Raw genomic sequence first — 21,138 nt, 5'->3', positions numbered from 1 at the left:
TACACCTCTATTTTCTTTACATTTTATCAAGATACCATGAAACATAAAGACCCGCAAGACAGCATATTCTATGTCCATATAAAAAGACCAGCCCTTCGCTTGAGCTGGTCTGCCGCATGTATAAATTGGGCGCTGATTGCACAGTTTAACCTCATAAATGACACGCAGGAAAGGAGCATTTGTATGGGTTTAAACCGTCAACATCAGCTTCAATTAATCAAAGATATTTTAACCGATCACCAGCTGGATTGCTGCGGGACTGTTGCAGAATATGAACAGGTGGGACGCGTAATTCAATTAATGCTGGCAAAAGAAGATCTGGATCCCGACATTCGTCAGCTGTTAACAGATATTTATGATTACAGCCAAAAGGGCACCTCTGTCAGTTCAATTGATGCACATATCGAGGAGCATCAATCACATCTGTCTGAGTGGGTCGAAAACATTCCACTGTCTTAATGGATGTTTAACCTTTTTAAAAGTGCATTTAGCTCCGCTTGCACTTCTTTTTGCGCCTTTTCATTCCCTTTTCGTTTATGCCAAACGACAAACGATACGGTTTCAGCGAGCACGTACCACGCCATGCGCTTTCGCAAATTATCCGTCAGCGGGGCGCCGTACATAGAGAGCCAGCTTTCCCAGTTCTCTTCCTCAACATAATGGTATAAAAGCGGTCCAAGATCAATCGCTGGGTCTGCAATCATCGCCCCATCCCAATCGATCAAATAGAGCTGGTTTTCATCTGTCAGCAGCCAATTATTATGATTGAGATCACAATGACAGACGACCTTGTCCTCAAAATGGACAGCCTCCACATGCTTCTCTAAATACTGAATGGCAAGCGTGATGTCTTGTGAAACAATTTGCTCGTTTAAAATGGACTGTTTTAAATGCATCAGAATGGATTCTGGATCTAGAGAGTGCTTCTCTAATCGTTTCAGCATATCGAGCAATTCTTTTGATGTATGAATTTTTCTTAGCTGCTCTGCTACAGGACGATCATTCATGTCCTTTGGCTTCAGCTCTCTACCGCTCAGCCAGTGCTGTGCAGTAATTACATCTCCATTTTCCATCCGTTTTGTCCAGACAAGCTTCGGCACAATGCCTTCAGCTGACAAAACCGCAAGAAACGGTGACGTATTGCGTTTTAAAAATAGCTTTTGGTCATTGTGTGTTGCGAAGTACGCATCTCCCGTAGCGCCTCCAGCCGGAGAGATGTGCCATTCGCTACCTAATATTTGTCCCAACCAGTTCATATCAATTTTCAACCCATCATTCTTAAATAATTTAAATTAATCTTGCTTTTTTAGTCGACAAAATTCAGCCGATTGAGGATCAATTGGCTGTTTCTTTTTTTTATTTATATGATCATAAAACAAAAAGGACAGCTATTGAGAATGAGATGCTAAACAATAGCCGTCCTATAGATTTTATCGTTACATTCTTATACTCGTCAAGCAAAACTAAAAAATCAGGACAAGAACCTTACGAAAAAGAAGCCTTTTTTCATGGTTCTTTGACTGCGGACATACCGCAAGTTATTTAAGCACGTAATTTTAAGGATCGTTCACTTGCCTTCACAAAGACAGGCGTTGCACCGATCACTTCTCCATCTGCGTGAAATAAGATTTTTTCATCTGCTTCTAAGTACGCTTCCTCATGCTGAAACAGGGTAACCCCCTTCATCCCAAGGTGCTTTCGAAACACCATTGCACTTAGAAACAAGAGGACTTTGAATGGATTCAAATCTGTGACAACCATCGTTTGAAAACCTGGCTGCCTTGCACTCACTTCCGGTGCTGCTTCCAGCCCTCCCCCGTAATACGGGTGATTGCATACGATCACAAACCACACTTGTCGAAAGACTTTCTTCTCATTTTCAATAAATAACGCAAGATCAAATGGCTTAAACGACCATAGAGAATGGAGAAATGACAGCGGGTAGATGATAAAGCCAAGCCCCAGCCGTTTCAGCCACTTTTTTCCTCTAAAATGCACCGTTTTCCTCAGCACATGTGCATCAAAACCCACACCGATATGATTGAGAAAAAGAACAGATTGCGGACTTTCGGCATGATCTTGAAAGGAGCCGAGAGAAAATGTTTTGGTGAGCATTCTCTTTTGCTTTTTCACTTCTTTTAGGACATCATGACGATGGATACCGAGACCCTTCGCAGCATCATTCCAATGACCAGCAGGGACAAAACTAAGCTGCACATGATCGATTTCCTTTAAGCCATTCAGCACTTCATGAATCGTTCCGTCACCGCCAATAACAATCAATCGCTTCAGCCTGTCATCCTGCATGGCACTGATTTGTCTTGCCAAAACTTCTGCATGGCCTTCATGCTGGGTGAGAAACGATCGATAAGAGACCTCCACCTTTTGTAATTCTTTCTCTATGCTCCTCCATGTGCGGAGTCCTTTTCCATGTCCTGCTTCTGGATTAACGATAAAGTACCATTCATTCATATATTAGCTCCACTCGGGTCTCATTTTTCGTGACCTTCCATCATGCCTTTAATCGAGCCATTCCTGCCTTCTTTTGCTGTCTGTTTCACCATAAGCAAGCAGCGCCTTTGTCGCCTTAAATTGCTGATGTTTTGTCGGCGCCGTATTTTTCCGCTGCTTTTCAAACCACTCTTCTGCCTTCTTCTTATCGATAACCTCCATCCCATATGGAACTTCTGGTAAATCAATATAAGAGGTTCGGCTGATGAGAATTTTTTTCACAGGAAGGTCTACACCACTTTGCTGTAAGATCTTTGACACAACGGTGCCAGAACGCAGAAGGCTTGCACAAGGATTTAAGACGGACTGAACAGCTTTCCCAGTCGCCCGTTTTTCCCAAAAACGTTCCTTCGTTCCGATATAGACGCTGTCTGGCTCGGCCTCTAAGAAGGATAAACAGATTACTTCGAGCGGCGTTATGAGTATTGGACATAATTCCATCTCAGCTTTTTGAATGAGCAGCACCGGCTTGTACATCACAAAATAAGAATCTGGAAGCTGCCTCGCCAGCATTCGCAGCTTTTCATCATATCGAATATGATGGGAGACGGTTGAAATATGTGAAATCGTTGAGCTCGCCCATTTTAATTGCACTTCAAAGAGATGATCCTTAAAAAAGTGAATCAGCTTCGTTTCATCGGTAGGGACGTTTCTGAAAACCCCTTGCTCTATATCTGTCGGCTCGTTAAAAAGACTTAGGTCCCGTTCCTTTTTCATATCGGCTTCTTTTTGCTTTCTCTTTAAGGAGAATTTCTTTCTCTTTTCTTCCTCCTGTTCAGGCGCTTGTTGAGGAATTTGGTCAAATGGTTGCTGCGCCTCCTCTTTTGAAGCCTTTTTCAACTCGTCCCATCTTTGTTTTTTCAACCGATTGAATTGATTGATGTAGTGATGCGGGTCTTGTTCATATCGTGATATATAATCTTGAATTTTGATAATTTGCGCCATCTGCTGCTCACTCCAACTTCTAGAATCATTTATGTAATGTAAATTGTTTGATTGCGTGATAACGAGGGGTTTCCTTCGGACGTATTTCAAATAAAGTGATACGCGAAACCTCCATCACATATGGCTCTTTGCGTAAAGGCGCTTGTTCTTCATAAAGGTCATCCGCATTCCATTTGCGTGCAATCGTCATATGCGGATGAAACGGTCTCTTTTCAACAGGGTGTCCTGCTGACAAGACAGCCTCCTTTACCTTTTCTCTTAAATGCATGAGCGGCTCACTTTCATGAGGCTTTGCAAAAAAGACTCTCGGGCGTTCCTTCGCACCAAACTGCCCTACCTCATTCAGCTCTAGTGGAAATGCAGATGCTTCATTTGAAAGGAGGTCAAGCAGCTGGATGATCTTTTTTAAACGCTCTTCTGGAATGGCGCCTAAAAAGACAAGGGTTACATGATAATCATGTGGTGCTGTCCATTTTTGAAAGAGCAGTCCGCTCCTTTGATCAATGTCTTGTTTGATTTGATGCGCAAGTTGTTCAGGGATGTGAATCCCTATAAAATAATGACGGTTTTCTGACACAATATCACCTGTCCTTTTTTAACAAACTTTACGAATCCCCATTGATGATAGTATAACTAAAGAAATGCGGAATGAGAAGAAAGGGTGTCATCTGATGAAAGTTGCACAAAATATAGCTGAGCTGATTGGCGATACACCGCTTGTCAAATTACAGCGGCTCCAGCCAGAAAATGCGGCGGCTGTTTACTTAAAGCTGGAATCATTTAATCCTAGCGGAAGTGTCAAAGACCGCGCGGCTTACAATATGATCGTTGAGGCAGAAAAACAAGGGAAACTCACAAAAGGAGCAACCATTATTGAACCTACGAGCGGGAATACAGGGATTGGTTTAGCCATGAATGCTGCCGCAAGAGGCTACAAAGCTATCCTTGTCATGCCTGATACGATGACAAAGGAAAGAATCAATATTTTGAAGGCATACGGGGCGCAGGTCGTCTTAACCCCAGGAGAAGAAAAAATGCCAGGCTGCATCCGCAAGGCGGAAGAACTGGCTGCTCAAATTCCTCACAGCTTTATTCCGATGCAATTTGACAATAGAGCAAACCCAGATGCACATAGAGGAACAACAGCGGTCGAAATCATGGAAGCTGTGAAACAACTTGGACAGCCCCTTGGCGCCTTTGTCGCAACAGCTGGAACTGGCGGTACTATTACAGGAACTGGAGAGGAATTAAAAAAGGCATTCCCTCATTTAACCATCCGTGTAGCAGAACCTAAGGGATCTCCAGTCTTATCTGGCGGGGAACCTGGCAAACATAAGCTCGTTGGCACAAGCCCAGGATTTATCCCCCACATCTTAAACGAGGATGTCTATGATGAGATCGTGCAAGTAAGCGACGAAGATGCGTACCACATCACACGGGAGCTCGCTATGCTTGAAGGCATTTTAGTAGGCCCATCCTCTGGGGCGGCTTGCTATGCAGCCATTGAAACAGCGAAGCAATTGCCGGCAAATCAAATCGTGATCTGTATGACAGCAGATACGGGTGAACGATACTTATCAAGTGATGTTTTTCAAGATTAAAAAAGGAACAGGGCGATGAATCCCTGTTCCTTTTTCTCTTTCACGGTTAAGATGCTTAGACAGATTTCACCTCAGCCTGCTCCCCTGTGACGAGTAAAGCCTGTTCATCAGTAAGCGGACATAAATCAAGTGTCTGCTGATGCTTCTCCATGATTAGCTGTGCAGCCTCGCCTAAATAGGCATTGTGCATATGCGGTACTGGATAGCGGCTTATTTCATTGAAACCTTGAAATGATGAAAGCTCCGGCGCCTTCTCCTGCTCATCCATCATGGAGATATATTCAATGCTCGGCGCCATAATGATACTCCCCGCAGACTCTCCGATGTACAGCTTGCCTTTGTTGATTTCTTCTTTCAACACGTCATCGAGACGCTGCTTTCTTAACTCCTGCAATAAATAAAAAGTGTTGCCTCCTGAAACATAGATCACATCATTTTGTTTGATCATCTGTGTGATCTCTTCTACGGATTGTTCATCTACCTGCACAGTCTCAAGCTGCATCCCTAATTTCTGAAAGGCTTCCTTCGCTGCCTCCACATAGTGCGTGACTTCTTCTACAGCACTTGCCGTTGGAAAGAAAGTCACACGCTTACCTTTTAATGATTCACCTGCAAAGTCAGACAAGAGAGAATAACTGTCTTTGAATGAAGAGCATAAGAACATTTTTTTCACTATGAATCCCCTCTTCTCTTTTCCAATTTCTATTTTGCTAATTCATACATAGCTTGTGCATAAAGAGCTGCTGCTCTTAGTAAGTCATCAATTTCAATATATTCATCCTTTTGATGGGCGCAGTCTGGTCTTCCAGGAAATAGAGGTCCGAAGGCAACGCCAGCTTCTAAAGATCTCGCATACGTTCCTCCCCCTATGGCAATAAGGGTTGCAGGATCTCCCGTTTGCTCCTCATATACCCGCTGCAAGGTTTTCACAAGCGGATGATCTTTTGAGACGTGATGCGGAGGGCTGTCTTCGAATTTTAGAAGGGACGCCCCTTTGATGCTTTCAATTCCTTTTTTGACGTCCTTGCCGTCTGCAGTTACTGGATAGCGTACATTTAACCCTAGCTTTGCTTCCTCATTCTGTTTATAGCGGATTGTCCCAACATTCAATGTCAAATCTCCACTAATATCATCTTTGCAAGCAATTCCTAGCTTTTTCCCTCTTGTATCCTGATCAAATAAAGCGTTGATTTGGGAAGTAAAGGCGAGTCCCTGCTCATCTAATTCATGTCCGCATAAGAAATTCGCCATATGAATGCCCGCATTTGTCCCATGCGCCGGCTCCATGGCATGAACGGATACCCCTTTTAATGTAAAATGCAGTCCATCCGCTGTGCTTTTTACCTCACCAGATAATTGATGATCAGCAAGATAGGCTTCGAAGGCCGTTTTTAATGATTCAGCATCGTGTTCCTGTGTAGCAGTCACAGCTGCTGCTGCCTCATCTGGCACCATATTGAGCCTCATACCCGATGTAAATTGCTTAAGCGTATAGCGCTGTTGATTCACTGGTTGTTGATATGTAAATGATAGGGTGGCATCAATAATTCCTTTTTCCGCATGAATAATCGGAAAATCGGCGTCTGGTGCAAATCCAATTTGTGGCATTGCTTCATGCTTGAAATAATGGTCCACACAGCGCCAATCACTTTCTTCATCTGTTCCAATGATCATTCTGATTTTTTTCGACAGCTGCAGACCAGAATCTTTTAAGATCTTCAGCGCATAGAATGCCGCCATGGTTGGGCCTTTGTCATCAATAGCCCCGCGTGCAAAGATTTTATTTTCTCTGATGTCCGCTGAAAATGGCGGGGTTGTCCAGCCGTCGCCAGCAGGCACAACGTCCACATGGCACAGCACACCTACGATGTCTTCGCCTTCCCCATATTCAATATGACCTGCATAGCCGTCGACATTCTTGACTTTGAAGCCTTCGTCTTCCCCTTTTTTCAGCATATACTTGAGGGCATCATCAACTTTTTCACCAAATGGCTTTCCTTCTTTGCCGCCTTCTTCATCAAGGACACTTTCAATTTGTAAGAAAGATTGTGTGTCCTTGATCAAGTCATCTTTTTTTCGTATTACTTCAGCTTCCCAATTCATTTTTTCCATTCCTCCTTGAAAAAAGGTTGCAATCCACCCTTAAAACGAATATTATATAAATTGTTTTGTAATAATGTTCGTAAATGGAGGATTTTATGTTTCAGTTAAAAGAAAATCAAACCAACATAAAGAAAGAAATCATCGCTGGTATGACGACATTCTTTACCATGGTCTATATTGTTGCCGTCAACCCAGGAATTCTTTCAAAAGCAGGTATTCCTTTTGACCAAGTCTTTACTGCAACAATCATCGCTGCTGTCGTCGGTACCCTCTGGATGGCACTCTTTGCAAATTATCCGATTGCCATTGCACCAGGCATGGGGCTGAATGTCTATTTCACCTTTACCGTTGTCGGCGGTGGCGGCATCAGCTATCAAACAGCGTTTAGTGCGGTATTTGTTGCTGGTATACTCTTTATTATTTTATCGTTAACATCCCTTAGAAAACAACTCATTCAAGCCATTCCAGATAATTTAAAGTACGGCATTACAGCAGGAATCGGGCTTTTCATTGCGTTCATCGGCCTCCGTCAGTCTGGAATCATTGCTGCTGATCCAGAAAACCTTGTGAAGCTTGGCAATTTAAGCTCGCCTGTTGTCGTTTTAACGCTTGTCGGCTTAATGATTTCGGTTATATTAATGGTTCTGCAAATAAATGGTGCACTGTTTATCGGCATGTTAGCGACTACATTGATTGCGCTCGCAACAGGCCAGCTTCATTTCCCTAAAATGCTGATGGACGTCCCTGCACTGCCTGAAGGCATGCTGATTACCAATCCAATCGCTGCTTTTGGTGATGTGTTCTCTCATCATTTATATGCTGTCGTCTTCTCCTTCTTACTGGTGACGATTTTTGATACAACAGGCACTATGATCGGCGTTGCCGAACAAGCCGGATTAATGAAAAACGGCCAGCTGCCAAAAGTGCGCAGAGCCCTGCTCGCTGACTCTGCTGCAACGACGGTTGGTTCTATGTTTGGTACAAGCCCAACCACTGCTTATATTGAGTCATCATCAGGCGTTGCTGCTGGCGGAAGAACTGGGCTGACTTCTTTAACGGTCGCTGCACTGTTTATTGTGGCATTATTTTTTGGCCCGCTCGTTCAAGCGATTTCGTCTTTACCATCCATCACATCACCTGTTTTAATCATTGTTGGCTGCTTGATGATGAACTCGGTGTCACGCATTCGCTGGAACGAACTAGACGAGGCATTCCCTGCTTTTCTTGTCATTCTTTCGATGCCGCTGACTTCTAGTATCTCTACAGGAATTTCACTTGGATTTATTTCATATCCGCTTGTGAAATTCGCGAAAGGGAAATGGAGAGAAGTACATGTGCTTGTTCTCATCTTTGCGGTGTTATTTTTCATTCAGCTCTTTTTCTTAGAAGGATAACAGAAACAGAAAAGGCACATCCTTACATGGAATGTGCCTTTTTTGGCCTTCACTGAATTTTTTATTTTGTAAATTTTCTGAGTTTATTTTTCGAACGTTTGAACGTGACGGCTTCTATCGTATCCCTTATCATTATTGGGTTGTAACCGGATTCAAATCATGATATATACCATATTTCATTTCATGAAGACAAGTTTAAAAACACGTAAAGTTGACTTTTTGGTGGAACTAGATGCATAATAACGTGTATAATAGAATAAAACATTAAGAAACACGAACATTTACCATTGTTGCTTGTCCTTATTTCGCAGTTTTAGTGTAGTAAGTTGTGGTTAGTCAAGTCCATCCGATCTTATTGATAGGGAGTGGTTTTTTGAAACCTTCAACAAACCGTATGATGACTCGAATTAAATCAGTTTATATGTTCATTCAAGAGAAAGGTCTTGTGACGACACAAGAGCTGGTTGATGAATTCGGGATCACACCTAGAACCATTCAAAGAGACTTAAACGTGCTTGCCTATAACGATCTTGTTCATAGTCCAAGCAGAGGCAAATGGGAAACAACGAGAAAAAAAGTAAAAATATCATCTTAAGCGTATAATGAATTGTCCATATAACAAAAAGAACCGGCGATATGCCGGTTCTTTTCTTTTGCAGATTGTTGACAAAGGGCTAAAATGATTTTTATTTTAGCCCTTTGTCTTCTTTTCAGCGTGATAGAAAACCTTTGAAGTCTAGGAAGAACGAGCACTGGCGCGGAGCGAATCGAACATTCGTGAGCACCAGCGCGCAGGACTGACAAAGAATGCGAGGGTTTGTCTACACGCTGAAGAACCGGCGATATGCCGGTTCTTTTCTTTTATTCTTACGTTATTCACGATTCATTAAGCTGTCTAATTCTTCATCCGTCAATTCACGGTACTCTCCAGGTGCTAGATCTTCATCTAATGAGACAGCCCCCATTGTGAGCCTTTTTAAAAAGATCACTTCATTTCCCACCGCTTGGGCCATCAGCTTCACTTGATGGTACTTCCCTTCAGTAATCGTCAATCGGATGCGTGTATCTTCCTCTTCATTCGCATCTACTTCGACCTTCGCCGGCTTCGTGTGATAATCATCTAAGATAACAACACCCTCTTCAAGACGCTTAATGTCTTGATCACCTAAAGGATATTTCAAATGAACTTCATACGTTTTTGGCACATGCTTTTTTGGAGAAAGTAATTGATGAGCAAGCTGTCCATCATTTGTGAGGAGAAGGAGACCGACCGTATCCTTATCCAGTCTCCCCACAGGAAATGGCTCCCTTGCGATATCCTCCGGCTCGAGTAAATCCACAACCGTTTCATCCCGCAGATCTTCAGTGGCTGAAATCACCCCGTCCGGTTTGTTCATCATTAAGTAAATGAATTCTTTATATTCTACACGCTCTCCGTGTACGAGCACTTCATCATTTGATGGATCAACATGATCTTTCACCTGCTTCGCCACTTCCCCATTCACTGTGACCGCCCGGGCCTTGACAAGCTTTTTCACATCTTTTCTTGAACCAAAGCCGCTGTTAGCAAGTAATTTATCAAGCCTCATGAATATCTACCTCTTCTTAACTCTTTTTTCTTAAAAATTTCGGCATACGGCTGCCAAGTACACGCTCTAGTAATCCCACCTTATAAGATAAGAACATATACACACCGCCGCCAGTGATCATGGAAATCAAAATGACGATACCCGCTTGTACTATTCCGCCTTCATAAGAAATCACTTGGCTCACAAGCTGACATGTCACATAAGCCACCACAGCCATGATCGCCGTTAAAATACCAATCAGAATAAAACGTTTGAAAATTCTGCGGAACGAATAGCCGGCATGGCGTTTAATCATGATAAACATATACAAGATAGATGCACTGTAGCCTAATGCCGTTGCCAGTACAGAACCATTTCCTTGCAGCCAGCTGATCAGCGGGATGTTCAGAACCGTTTTAATAATGATCCCTAACAAAAGACTAACGATAGCAAATTTTTGTTTGTTAATCCCTTGCAGAATCGCTGCATTAATGGTGAATAAAGAAAACAATAATGCAACAGGTGCATACCAGAACAAAATGGAGATCCCAATCTCAGGGTGAACTGATGGATAGAAAAACCAATAAACCGGTCCAGCCAATGCTGAGATACCAAATGATGCAGGCAGTACGAAAAATAAAATGATCTGCATCGTCTGATCAATTTGTCTATTAAGCAGCTTGTAATTACGTGCTGTAAATGATTCTGTAATCGTCGGAATCAAGGTTAAGCCAAACGCTGTTGCAAGTGACACAGGAATCATTACAAGCTTCGGTAAATATAACGTCACAATGGACAATACCGCTGTACTTATATCCTGATGCCCTGATGCAATCATGGCTCTGTTAATTGTGTTTGTATCAATATAAGAGTAAATTGGAATCGCAAGTCCAACAAATACATAAGGCGCCGCATAGCTAAACAGCTCTGTAAACATTTGCTTATAAGATAAATCAGAGTGAGCGCCTGTATTCGGCTGCATAGATAAGAGCCGGTCCTTCCGCTTCAGCCAATATAAATAAAGCGTAAATAAACCGCCAAATGCACCGATCAGTGCGGCAAATGTTGCATACCCGACAGCAATGACAAGCCCGCCGTCAAGCACCTTTAAAATAATAAACGTCGCCGTTAATAGGAAGATGATTCTGACAAGTTGTTCAATCACTTGGGAAACAGCTGTTGGTCCCATCATGGAGTGCCCTTGGAAGAAACCCCGTACAAGACTCATGATCGGCACAACCAAAAGGCCTAAGCTGACCATCCGAATCACATATACCACTTGATCGACAGTCAAACCGCCTGTTTCATTTGATCCGCCAAGCTGAATCTTGGCAAAAATCGGTGCGGACAAATATAAAATAGAAAAGGCGATAATCCCGGTGACAAGCATGACCGACATACCCGCCCTGAACATTTTTCTTGTTGTCTCATAATCGCCGATCGCATTATATTTGGAAACAAATTTTGATACCGCTGTTGGAAAACCAAGCGTAGCAATACTTAAAAAGATCGTATACTGATTGTATCCATATTGAAATAGCGCACCACCAGTTGCTCCAACCATTGCGCTAAATGGAATTAAATAAATCATACCAAGAATACGAGAGAGATACGTCCCTATCGTTAAAACCAACGTACCACGAAGCAATTTATTAGACATGCGCTTAACCACCATTTTTCTAATGAATATTCAACTTAACTATTTTACCACATCAATTCAACACACAGGTAACAAATCCAATACTGAAGTCACAAAACCAATCAATTCATATTTCAGCCTTCCCTAATCTTCGTTATAATAGAAAAATGACTGAAAGTAGAAAGAGGAATGTAACATGAAACATTATGATGTCATTGTCATTGGCGGCGGACCTTCTGGACTGATGGCCGCGATTGCATCAGCAGAGCATGGCGCTACTGTTCTGTTAATTGACAAAGGAAACAAACTTGGCAGAAAGCTGGCCATTTCTGGCGGCGGACGGTGTAACGTCACTAATCGCCTTCCAGTAGAAGAAATCATCAAGCATATTCCCGGAAACGGCCGTTTTCTATATAGTGCATTTTCTGAGTTCAACAACGAGGATATTATTTCATTTTTTGAAAACCTTGGCATTGAACTAAAAGAAGAAGACCATGGACGTATGTTCCCTGTATCAAACAAAGCACAATCTGTTGTGGATGCCCTTCTAGACAGGCTCCGCGCCCTCAATGTCACCATTCGAACGAACGAAAAGATTAAAACGGTTCTGTATCAAGACGGACAAGCAGCTGGAATTGTTACAAATAATGATGAAAAAATTTCAAGTAAGGCTGTCGTCATTGCTGTCGGCGGAAAAAGTGTACCGCATACCGGCTCTACTGGTGACGGCTATGCATGGGCAGAAGCAGCAGGTCATACCATTACAGAGCTTTTCCCAACAGAGGTACCGGTCACATCAGATGAACGATTTATTAAAGAAAAAGTGCTTCAAGGTCTTTCTTTAAGAAGTGTGGCTGTCAGTGTTCTAAATAAAAAAGGGAAACCCGTCGTCACACATGTCATGGATATGATCTTTACTCACTTTGGTTTATCGGGTCCAGCTGTTCTTAGATGCAGCGGATTTGTTGTGAAAGAATTGAAAAAGCAGCCGGCAGTCCGCCTGCAAATTGACTTATATCCGAAGCTGAATGACGAGGAGCTGTTCCAAAAGCTTCATCGTGACCTAAAAGATGAACCGAAGAAAGCCATTAAAAATGTCCTTAAATCTTGGATGCAAGAACGCTATTTATTGTTTCTATTAGAACGGAACGGTATTGATCCACAAGACACATTCTCTGGTCTAGCCAAGGATAAACTGCGTGCATTTGCCCATGATTGCAAACATTTTATTGTGCATGCAAATGGTACCCTATCCTTGGACAAAGCGTTTGTGACAGGAGGCGGCGTTTCTGTGAAGGAAATTGAACCGAAGAAAATGGCGTCTAAAAAAATGCCCGGTCTTTATTTCTGCGGAGAAATTCTAGATATCCATGGCTATACAGGCGGTTACAATATCACGTCAGCACTTGTGACAGGCAGGCTTGCCGGCATGAATGCTGCACTAGAAGCAAAGGAGAGAGTTCAATGATCAGACGTGCACTACCGATTGTTCTTGCGGTCGTTATTAGTTTGACAGCTGCTGTTTTCTTGAAGCTGTCGATTACCCCGTTAAAAGTCGCCATTGTTTTGGCGTTTACCATTTTCGCTGTATGTTTAAAAGAATACGTCTACCGTCTTCGCAAACGAATTGAGGAAAAATCGTCTTCCCATATCGATAGTTGATAAATGGAAGCAAAACATGTTACGGTAAAGTAGAGGTCGAGTGAGAAGCTCGCCTCTTTTTGTTTGAAATAAGTTGAGTTAGGGGATATTAAGCTAAGTCCTCTGCTTAAACGTGTAGAACAACAGGAGAGTGAGATGGTGTGAAAAACGTATCAAGTGTATTTTGGATTGTGATTGCGATCACATTTGTTGCCGTGATGTGGGGAGCGTTTTCTCCAGACACATTGCAAAATGTCACAGATCAAATTCAAACATACATTACAAATGACTTTGGCTGGTATTACTTGTTAGTGGTATCACTGCTTGTCGGCTTTTGTCTATTCTTTATCTTTAGCCCAATCGGTAAGATTACGCTAGGAAAACCGGGGGAAGAGCCTGAATTTGGTCTATTTTCTTGGTTTGCTATGCTATTTAGTGCCGGTATGGGAATTGGTCTTGTTTTTTACGGAGCAGCTGAACCGATCAGCCACTATGCTATTCAGTCACCAACAGGGGAGACTGAAACTGCACAGGCCTTCCGCGATTCCCTTCGCTATACATTTTTCCACTGGGGGCTTCATGCATGGGCGATTTATGCCATTGTTGCACTTTGCATTGCTTACTTTAAATTTAGAAAAGATGCACCTGGCTTAATCAGTGCAACGCTGCAGCCTGTTTTAGGAAATAAAACGAATGGATGGATCGGAAAAACCATCGATTGTATTGCGGTATTTGCAACTGTAGTTGGTGTTGCGACAAGCCTAGGATTAGGTGCAGCACAAATAAACGGTGGGTTGAATTATCTTTTTCATATTCCAATTGCCTTTAGCACACAATTGATCATTATTATCATTGTGACGGTGCTTTTCCTTGCATCTGCTTTGAGCGGAATTGGAAAAGGCATTAAATACTTAAGTAATATCAACATGGTATTAGCAGCTGTTCTGATGTTTTTCTTACTTTTGGTAGGTCCAACTGTTTTTATCTTAAATTCATTTACTGACTCGATTGGACAATACTTATCCAATATCGTTCAAATGAGCTTCCGTCTATCTCCAAATGATCCTGAAAAGAGAGAATGGATTAATGGATGGACAATCTTTTATTGGGCATGGTGGATTTCTTGGGCACCATTTGTCGGGATCTTTATCGCTAGAGTGTCACGCGGGCGAACGATTCGCGAATTTTTAGTGGGTGTCTTAGTCGCTCCTTCTATCCTAGTATTCCTATGGTTCTCGATTTTCGGTGTATCTGCAATGGACTTACAGCAAAAGAATATTGTCGATGTTGCAGGTCTATCAACTGAAACGATGCTCTTCGGTGTGCTTAATGAATATCCGCTGGCGATGATTACATCGATACTAGCACTCATATTAATCGCCGTATTCTTTATTACATCGGCTGATTCAGCTACATTTGTGCTTGGAATGCAGACAACCTACGGATCATTGAATCCTTCTGGCAGTGTCAAAGTCAGCTGGGGTATTATCCAATCTGCTGTTGCTGCTGTGCTTTTATTTTCAGGGGGACTCGAAGCCTTGCAAAATACAGCCAAGCTCGCAGCCTTGCCGTTCTCCGTTGTCATCATATTGATGATTGTCTCGCTGTATAAATCACTAAATGATGAACGAAGAATCATCAAACAAGCCAATCAAGTCAATAAACCAAGAAGTCCAAGAGTAAAAAAAGCATAATCGCAAGCAAGAAAAAGCCGTTCCTCATCCGAACGGCTTTTTTCTATATACACAATTTAAGATTGTCTGGAGCTTGAGGATTCCTTTAAAATAGTATTGAATTATCACTTTCTACATAATGGAGGTTTATATGACGTTACCTACGTTCAAGTACAACCCAGACCCAGTTTTGTTAAACGTGATTAAAAAAGAGCATACGACATGTCCTGTTTGTGAGAAAGAAAGAGATTATGTGTACCATGGCCCTTTTTATGCTGTTGAAGATGTGGAGGGAATTTGTCCTTGGTGCATTAAAGATGGATCAGCGGCTAAAAAATACAATGGAACCTTTCAAGACGATGCGAGCTGTGATGACGTCGATCAAGAGGAATATATCGATGAGCTGATCTTCAGAACGCCAGGCTATCGCGGATGGCAGCAGGAATATTGGTTAAGTCATTGCGGAGATTTTTGCGCAATCGTCCAGTATGTCGGCTGGAAAGAGATTGAACATCTAGAGGAAGAACTCGCCGAGGATATCGAAGACATTTGCAGCGGCGAAGGATTAACGAAAGAGAACCTAAAGCAATGGCTCGTCAACGGAGGAGACTTACAGGGCTACCTCTTCCAATGTGTTCACTGCAACAAGCACCGTTTATATATTGACGCCAGCTAACCAAAGAAAAAGGACCCTTCAAGCAGGTCCTTTTTTTGAAACCGTCTATTTTTTATATAAAATGAGTGCAGAAAAACAGTAGAGCTGTTCCCCTCCCTGCTCACAGATCACCGCTACATTGTACTTGATGTCAATGATTTGGTCGTCATCCATTCCTTTTAAAAAATGATTGATTTCACTCTGCAAATCTTTCTCATGCTCTTCATCAAATACAGCTACCTTTAGCACCTATGCCACTCTCCCTTCTCTCGCTACTCTATCTTTATGCACATAGAGAGAGGCATATGAACAAAAAAACCTTTCATCCTATCGATGAAAGGTCTTCAATTTATAACTTCGGTTTTGTTTCTCCTGTCCAAGCAAGCATCCCACCAACAACATTGGTCGCTTGGTAGCCTTGATCTTCTAGGTAATAGCAGACATTTTCACTACGTTTACCAGAGCGGCAAATAATATAATATTCCTGCGTTTGATCGAATGCATCCAGCTTCTCAGGGATATCGCCCATTCGAATGTGGATTGCTTCCGGGATCATCCCTTCTGCTACCTCTTCATCCTCACGTACATCGACAAGCTGAATGGCGTCTTCCTGCTCAAGCTTTTGTTTTAATTCTTCTATTGAAATTTCTTTCACTGACACGAGTCTCATCTCTCCTTTTCATCACGGTGACACCATTATAGCAGATGGTTCACTTCACTGCGTATTCACCCGCTTCGATTGAAGGAAAGACGGCAGCAGCTTCTTCACTTCGGCTGTCTCGTGCTCACTTTCAAACTCTACCTTTTTAAAGACTTGATAGGCCAGCCACATATGACCGTAGGCAAGTATGCTCACACTAAAAAATGGCACGATTCCCGGTAAATAAGCAAACAGAACAAACAGCACAGCCGAGAAAACAAGCATAGAGAGTGTATATTGCAAATATGACACACCCAGCAGAAGAGAGAATTTCAGATAGAGACGTTTTTTCCAATCATAATGAGCAAGCAGCGGAAAAATATAAAATAAGCTCACAAAAAACAGAAAACCAAAAATATATATAGCAAAGCGAAGCACATGTAGGAACCAGCTCGTCGGATAAATATAAGCAAGGTCGACATAAATAATCGTTCCAATGATGAACAGCACCACTCCAATCATGTTAGAGCGGACAAACTCCTCCCGGTATACCTTCCAAAAAGTGCGGAATACATTGACCTGCTCATGCCCTTGAATCCACTTTCTCATCACGGAAAATAACGCAGTGGTCGCAGGCATCAAGCCAAAGATCCCAAGCCCTAGGATAGTGAACAAAAGCCATAACAAATTCGTATAGGCGAGTCTCATCACCCACTCACACATCCTCAGCATTCTGCTCATTGAACCATCATGATCCATCTCTTTCCCCTCCTCTCTTTCTCTTTACACCTTCTCTTTATGAAACAATTCATCAATTTCAATTGGGCGTTTTTCTGCGGCAGATCGCCACATGCCTTCTCCAAGAGCAATCGAATAAGCACCAGCCTCTGCACCTGCTAAAATGTCGTAGTGAATCAATGGATCTTTTCCTATAAATAAATCAGCCAAAAGCAGAGGATCTCCTCCGCCATGTCCGCCTGGCTGCTTGACGACTTCAATTGTCTCCTTTGATCCAAACATCGGGTAATAAGAAATTGTTTGTTCTGGGAATTGAAAAGGAATTCTTGATGGCACATGAAACTCATTTGTTTCAATACGCCCCTTCGTCCCATTAATAGCCAGACGATAGCCTTCATATGGGGCGGAGAATTGAATCGAATAGCTGAGCAGAGCCCCTTGATCATAAGCGACTGACGCCACATATGTATCCTCAATATCAATTTCCTGATCAAAAATGCACGCATCCGGGCGATAATTTGAGTACTGCTGCGTTTGCTCCTGACCGGATTCAATATGGTCGTCCTCCACCTTCGAGCGCTCAACCCGCGGATTCCACCTTGCTTCATAATGACAGATATCCTTCACATGACATGTTCCGCAAAATCTATTTTCCTCCCCGTGCAAGGGATTCCAAGGGCTTTCGCTGCCGTAATAGTTCAGCGCCCCGTAGGCAAATACTTGCTTCGGCTTTTGATCAATCCACCAGTTGACCAGATCAAAATGATGCGTCGACTTATGAATAGACAGTCCGCCAGAGAATTGACGTGTACGGTTCCACCTTTTGAAATAACTAGCACCATGATACGTATCAATCAGCCAGCTCAGTTCAACGGATGTGACCCTTCCAATTTTCCCGTCTAGAATCAGTTCTTTTATCTTTCGATGGAAGGGATTGTAGCGATAATTAAAGGTGACCGTGACCTTTCCTTTACTTTCCGCCTCTTTTTCCATCACTTTTTTGGCGTCTTTTGCTGTTGTCACCATCGGCTTTTCGGTGATGACATCTAGATCATGGTCAAGTGCCTGCATGATATACGTGACATGTGTATCATCCCTGCCTGCCACAATGACGATATCTGGTTTTGCTTTCTTGACCATCTGATCAAATGCATCTTCATGAAAAAACGAAACGCCCCGGAGTGATGGAAAACGCTCCTGACAAAGTGTATACCGCTGATGATCTATATCTAGGAGCCCTGTAATCTTATACTGCTCATTGAAATCCTCTGTAAGCGGTCGAATAAACATATTGAACGCACGATGACTCAGCCCGCAAATCACGACCCGTTTCACATTCCTCACCCCATTTTCTATTGGTTTTCACGAAGCTGTTTCATGAGAGACAGCGCCTCTTTCGTCTTGTCAGCATACACGGGAATAAAAGCGACCATATCTCGATGTAATTGAAAGGTATAACCGTTGAGTTTTTTCTTTCCTTTATTGATTTGTACCGCATAATCGACCGTTTTCCCTGTCTTTTTGTCCTCGACCGTATATGGTCCTGCTGCTTGATCGCCTATTTCCATCTCTTCCAGCAGCTGAAAGCTTTCAGGATCATCATACGTTCTAAACATTTCTTCTGGGACAAGCATCACGTCCCCCTCTTTTGAGGTAATTTCAACAAGAAGCTTTTCAGGAACCGCCGGAAAGATGTGGACGCTATAAGTCTCTTGTTCCGGCTGAAAAGCCTTCTCCACTAATTGATCCTTCATTCCCTTTGACATATCAGAAAAAATCAGGACATCGATACCGTTTGTTTTCCCCTGACAGGCAGATAAACAAAAGGCAGCGATGAAACTGATGAGCCATACGGCGGCTCTTTTTTGCCTTCTCATGCCTTTTGAAAAACAGACAGCTTTTCTAGCTCAGTTAACGCCATAATAAAAGCGCCTGCCCCGTGCAAGTCATTTGTGCTTCGCTCTCTTCCAACGTAATAATCATAAAATCCCGCAGATGTTCCAATACAGATATCGTTGATGGTAAAATCACCATTTTCTTTCTCAGCCGTCTTATGCTGAATCAAGCCTTGATATGCTTTGACCACATGATCAACATAACGGAGACCTACATACCCTTCATTCATGGCCTTTGCCATGGCGTACATGAATAAACACGATCCCGAGCTTTCAAGCCAATTGTCACTGTGATCTCCTTTATCAATGATTTGATGCCAGAGACCTGTCGTTTGATCCTGGTACTTTGCCACACTTTCCAGCATATCTGTCAGTGTTTCCTTCCACACTTTCCGCATCTCATGCTGCTCGGGCAGGTCCTCAATCATATCTGCCAATGCAAGGACATACCAGCCAAACGATCTTGCCCAAAACTCTGGGGAACAGCCGGTCTTTAGATCAGCCCATGGCATCGTTTTTCGTTCATCCCACGCGTGATAATATAGACCAGTTTGTTCATCTTTCGTATGCTTTCTCATGAGATGCTCTTGATGGATGACCATATCCACAAGTGACTCTTCACCTTTAAGCTGAGCATACTTTAAGGCAAAAGGACCGCCCATGTAGAGACCATCGAGCCACATTTGATAAGCATAATTATCTTTATGCCAAAATCCGCCCTCAGACGTGCGGTTTAGCGTACGATAAAGTCCACGCAGCTTCTCCGCTGCGAGCACATACCGCTTCTCTCTCGTTCGTTCGTAAAGAGGGAATAAAATGAGCCCTGCTTGTATGGCATCAAGCTCATCCCTGCGAAATAACAGATTACCGTACTCATCAATGAGTGAATCCGCATAGTTTTTCACATAATCGAAATACGCCTCGTTCCCCGTTGCCTCATATAGCTTCATAACGCCGCAAAGGAAAACGCCTTGATGATAATGCCATCTTCCAGCTGGCGGCAGCTCAATCGGTGTATACGCTTTCATAATGGTTTGTGCTAATTTCTCTGCATGCTCAAGCGGTGATCCCTTTTCAATCGATAATGTCATTCTTCCTCATCTCCCTTTTTAATAAATACCTTCTTCCCCGAATTTCTTCGCTAAACGGTTTGCCAGCATGACCAAAATAAGTCCGACGGCTGCTTTAAATAAACCAACAGCGGTACTATAACTGAATTGTCCTTGCTTAAGACCTGCTGTATAAACGTACGTATCAAAAATCTCCGCTACTTCCCGGTTCGTTGCGTTCAGTAATAGATAGACATGCTCAAAGCCAAGCTCAAGCGTATCACCAATTTTCAAAATAAGCAGAACGACAATGACACTTTTGATGGCAGGAAGTGTGATGTGCCACATTTGTCTCAATCTCCCCGCACCATCCATTTTTGCTGCTTCATATAGCTGCGGATCTACCGCTGTAATCGCCGCAAGGTAAATGATCGTCGACCAGCCTGCTTCCCGCCAAATCACCTGTAAAATGTACATTGGTCTAAACCATTCCTTACTAAGGAGGAAGTTAATCTTTTCCCCTCCAAAGAAAGCAATCAATTCATTAATTAACCCGCCATCCACTGTTAACAAAACAAAAGATAAGGACACGACAATGACCCATGACATGAAGTGAGGGATATAAATCATCGTCTGTACAAATTTCTTAAACAATGCCAATCTCACTTCATTTAAAAGAAGGGCTAATAAGATCGGAATTGGAAAGAAAATCACAACATTCATGGCAAATAAAATCAGCGTATTTTTTAATAAGATGAAAAATGTTGGTTCTGTAAACAAGCGAATAAAGTGTTTGAAGCCCACCCACTCACTGCCAAGAATGCCGAGAAACGGCTGGTAATCTTGAAAGGCAATGATGAGCCCCCACATTGGCACATATTTAAAGACAAGAAAATAAATGAGCCCCGGCAAAATCATTAAATACAAAAACTTTTGACTAAGCAGTTGATTAAGTAAGCGCTTTCTTTTTTCGTTTTTCAAAGCTGCCGCAGGCACACCCTTGGCAGTGACATCCTCTGTTTTCATTGATAAAGCCTCCCCTCAAGCTGATGCATGTGTTAACTGTATCTTAAGGATGAAAAATCC

The 21,138-nt window shown here is 42.6% G+C and carries 23 protein-coding genes; 8 read left to right on the top strand and 15 right to left on the bottom strand.

Annotated features, from left to right (window positions below; all coding sequences use genetic code 11):
- Window positions 1-183: 183 nt before the first annotated feature.
- On the top strand, window positions 184-459 hold the full coding sequence (locus AOQ70_RS05600) for a YtzH-like family protein (RefSeq protein ID WP_025092409.1): 276 nt from the start codon (window positions 184-186) through the stop codon (window positions 457-459).
- On the opposite strand, the gene AOQ70_RS05595 is transcribed toward AOQ70_RS05600, so the two are convergent.
- From AOQ70_RS05595 to thpR, 4 genes are all read right to left on the bottom strand, one after another.
- Window positions 456-1,256: a phosphotransferase family protein gene (locus tag AOQ70_RS05595; protein ID WP_039183266.1), complete on the bottom strand. Its 801-nt coding sequence runs from the start codon at window positions 1,254-1,256 to the stop codon at window positions 456-458. The genes AOQ70_RS05600 and AOQ70_RS05595 overlap by 4 nt on opposite strands.
- Before the next feature lie 286 nt (window positions 1,257-1,542).
- Entirely contained in the window at window positions 1,543-2,472 is a 930-nt protein-coding gene (locus AOQ70_RS05585; protein WP_059375148.1) for a YegS/Rv2252/BmrU family lipid kinase, read from the bottom strand.
- A gap of 48 nt (window positions 2,473-2,520) precedes the next feature.
- Complete coding sequence (locus AOQ70_RS05580; protein ID WP_039180723.1) at window positions 2,521-3,456, bottom strand: hypothetical protein; 936 nt, start codon at window positions 3,454-3,456, stop codon at window positions 2,521-2,523.
- A gap of 25 nt (window positions 3,457-3,481) precedes the next feature.
- The gene (thpR, locus tag AOQ70_RS05575) at window positions 3,482-4,033 is read right to left on the bottom strand and encodes an RNA 2',3'-cyclic phosphodiesterase (RefSeq protein WP_041086687.1); all 552 of its coding nucleotides are present in this window, start codon (window positions 4,031-4,033) and stop codon (window positions 3,482-3,484) included.
- Between the two features lie 94 nt (window positions 4,034-4,127).
- On the opposite strand from thpR, the gene cysK reads away from it, so the two are divergent.
- Window positions 4,128-5,057, top strand: a complete 930-nt coding sequence (gene cysK, locus AOQ70_RS05570) for a cysteine synthase A (protein WP_039180729.1) — start codon at window positions 4,128-4,130, stop codon at window positions 5,055-5,057.
- A 55-nt stretch (window positions 5,058-5,112) separates the two neighbouring features.
- Here the strand turns inward: cysK and AOQ70_RS05565 are convergent, their stop codons facing one another.
- A complete protein-coding gene (locus AOQ70_RS05565) occupies window positions 5,113-5,730 on the bottom strand; it encodes a Type 1 glutamine amidotransferase-like domain-containing protein (protein WP_039180732.1) in 618 nt (205 codons plus the stop codon).
- 29 nt (window positions 5,731-5,759) lie between these two features.
- A complete protein-coding gene (gene pepV / locus AOQ70_RS05560; RefSeq protein ID WP_059375145.1) occupies window positions 5,760-7,160 on the bottom strand; it encodes a dipeptidase PepV in 1,401 nt (466 codons plus the stop codon).
- Between the two features lie 95 nt (window positions 7,161-7,255).
- On the opposite strand from pepV, the gene AOQ70_RS05555 reads away from it, so the two are divergent.
- Both AOQ70_RS05555 and AOQ70_RS05550 read left to right on the top strand, forming a co-directional pair.
- Complete coding sequence (locus AOQ70_RS05555; RefSeq protein ID WP_059375142.1) at window positions 7,256-8,554, top strand: NCS2 family permease; 1,299 nt, start codon at window positions 7,256-7,258, stop codon at window positions 8,552-8,554.
- 373 nt (window positions 8,555-8,927) lie between these two features.
- Complete coding sequence (locus tag AOQ70_RS05550; RefSeq protein WP_008356419.1) at window positions 8,928-9,149, top strand: DeoR family transcriptional regulator; 222 nt, start codon at window positions 8,928-8,930, stop codon at window positions 9,147-9,149.
- 277 nt (window positions 9,150-9,426) lie between these two features.
- Here AOQ70_RS05550 and AOQ70_RS05545 read toward each other — a convergent pair whose 3' ends face one another.
- On the bottom strand, window positions 9,427-10,143 hold the full coding sequence (locus AOQ70_RS05545; protein ID WP_047203498.1) for a pseudouridine synthase: 717 nt from the start codon (window positions 10,141-10,143) through the stop codon (window positions 9,427-9,429).
- Between the two features lie 16 nt (window positions 10,144-10,159).
- Entirely contained in the window at window positions 10,160-11,782 is a 1,623-nt protein-coding gene (locus AOQ70_RS05540; RefSeq protein WP_047203499.1) for a putative polysaccharide biosynthesis protein, read from the bottom strand.
- 175 nt (window positions 11,783-11,957) lie between these two features.
- Between AOQ70_RS05540 and AOQ70_RS05535 the strand changes: the two genes are divergently transcribed.
- The 4 genes from AOQ70_RS05535 (at window position 11,958) to AOQ70_RS05520 (ending at window position 15,751) form a co-directional block, all read left to right on the top strand.
- Window positions 11,958-13,229 carry an NAD(P)/FAD-dependent oxidoreductase gene (locus AOQ70_RS05535; RefSeq protein ID WP_058838208.1) on the top strand — a complete coding sequence of 424 codons (1,272 nt, stop codon included), beginning with the start codon at window positions 11,958-11,960 and terminating at the stop codon, window positions 13,227-13,229.
- Window positions 13,226-13,423, top strand: coding sequence for a hypothetical protein (locus AOQ70_RS05530; protein WP_024424878.1), 198 nt, complete (start codon window positions 13,226-13,228; stop codon window positions 13,421-13,423). Before AOQ70_RS05535 ends, AOQ70_RS05530 begins: the two co-directional genes overlap by 4 nt.
- 140 nt (window positions 13,424-13,563) lie before the next feature.
- A complete protein-coding gene (gene opuD / locus AOQ70_RS05525; protein ID WP_039180749.1) occupies window positions 13,564-15,096 on the top strand; it encodes a glycine betaine transporter OpuD in 1,533 nt (510 codons plus the stop codon).
- A 130-nt stretch (window positions 15,097-15,226) separates the two neighbouring features.
- A complete protein-coding gene (locus AOQ70_RS05520) occupies window positions 15,227-15,751 on the top strand; it encodes a CbrC family protein (protein ID WP_039180751.1) in 525 nt (174 codons plus the stop codon).
- Between the two features lie 45 nt (window positions 15,752-15,796).
- Here the strand turns inward: AOQ70_RS05520 and AOQ70_RS05515 are convergent, their stop codons facing one another.
- The 7 genes from AOQ70_RS05515 to AOQ70_RS05485 all read right to left on the bottom strand — a co-directional run bounded on the left by AOQ70_RS05515 (window position 15,797) and on the right by AOQ70_RS05485 (window position 21,078).
- Window positions 15,797-15,979 carry a sporulation protein Cse60 gene (locus tag AOQ70_RS05515; protein WP_024424881.1) on the bottom strand — a complete coding sequence of 61 codons (183 nt, stop codon included), beginning with the start codon at window positions 15,977-15,979 and terminating at the stop codon, window positions 15,797-15,799.
- Between the two features lie 100 nt (window positions 15,980-16,079).
- The gene (locus AOQ70_RS05510) at window positions 16,080-16,391 is read right to left on the bottom strand and encodes a rhodanese-like domain-containing protein (RefSeq protein WP_024424882.1); all 312 of its coding nucleotides are present in this window, start codon (window positions 16,389-16,391) and stop codon (window positions 16,080-16,082) included.
- Between the two features lie 54 nt (window positions 16,392-16,445).
- On the bottom strand, window positions 16,446-17,129 hold the full coding sequence (locus tag AOQ70_RS05505) for a YesL family protein (RefSeq protein ID WP_059375139.1): 684 nt from the start codon (window positions 17,127-17,129) through the stop codon (window positions 16,446-16,448).
- A gap of 24 nt (window positions 17,130-17,153) precedes the next feature.
- Window positions 17,154-18,443: a Gfo/Idh/MocA family protein gene (locus AOQ70_RS05500; RefSeq protein ID WP_039180762.1), complete on the bottom strand. Its 1,290-nt coding sequence runs from the start codon at window positions 18,441-18,443 to the stop codon at window positions 17,154-17,156.
- A 17-nt stretch (window positions 18,444-18,460) separates the two neighbouring features.
- Complete coding sequence (locus AOQ70_RS05495; protein ID WP_058838204.1) at window positions 18,461-18,985, bottom strand: hypothetical protein; 525 nt, start codon at window positions 18,983-18,985, stop codon at window positions 18,461-18,463.
- Window positions 18,982-20,094 carry a glycoside hydrolase family 88/105 protein gene (locus tag AOQ70_RS05490; RefSeq protein WP_059375136.1) on the bottom strand — a complete coding sequence of 371 codons (1,113 nt, stop codon included), beginning with the start codon at window positions 20,092-20,094 and terminating at the stop codon, window positions 18,982-18,984. Before AOQ70_RS05490 ends, AOQ70_RS05495 begins: the two co-directional genes overlap by 4 nt.
- Before the next feature lie 18 nt (window positions 20,095-20,112).
- The gene (locus AOQ70_RS05485; RefSeq protein WP_059375133.1) at window positions 20,113-21,078 is read right to left on the bottom strand and encodes an ABC transporter permease; all 966 of its coding nucleotides are present in this window, start codon (window positions 21,076-21,078) and stop codon (window positions 20,113-20,115) included.
- Window positions 21,079-21,138: the final 60 nt, after the last annotated feature.

Origin of the sequence: Bacillus sp. AM 13(2015) (genome assembly GCF_001518755.1) — a bacterium.
Taxonomy (GTDB): Bacteria; Bacillota; Bacilli; order Bacillales; family Bacillaceae; genus Bacillus; species Bacillus safensis.
Note: the sequence above shows the minus strand (reverse complement) of the source record. Positions and strands in the feature narration are given on the sequence as shown.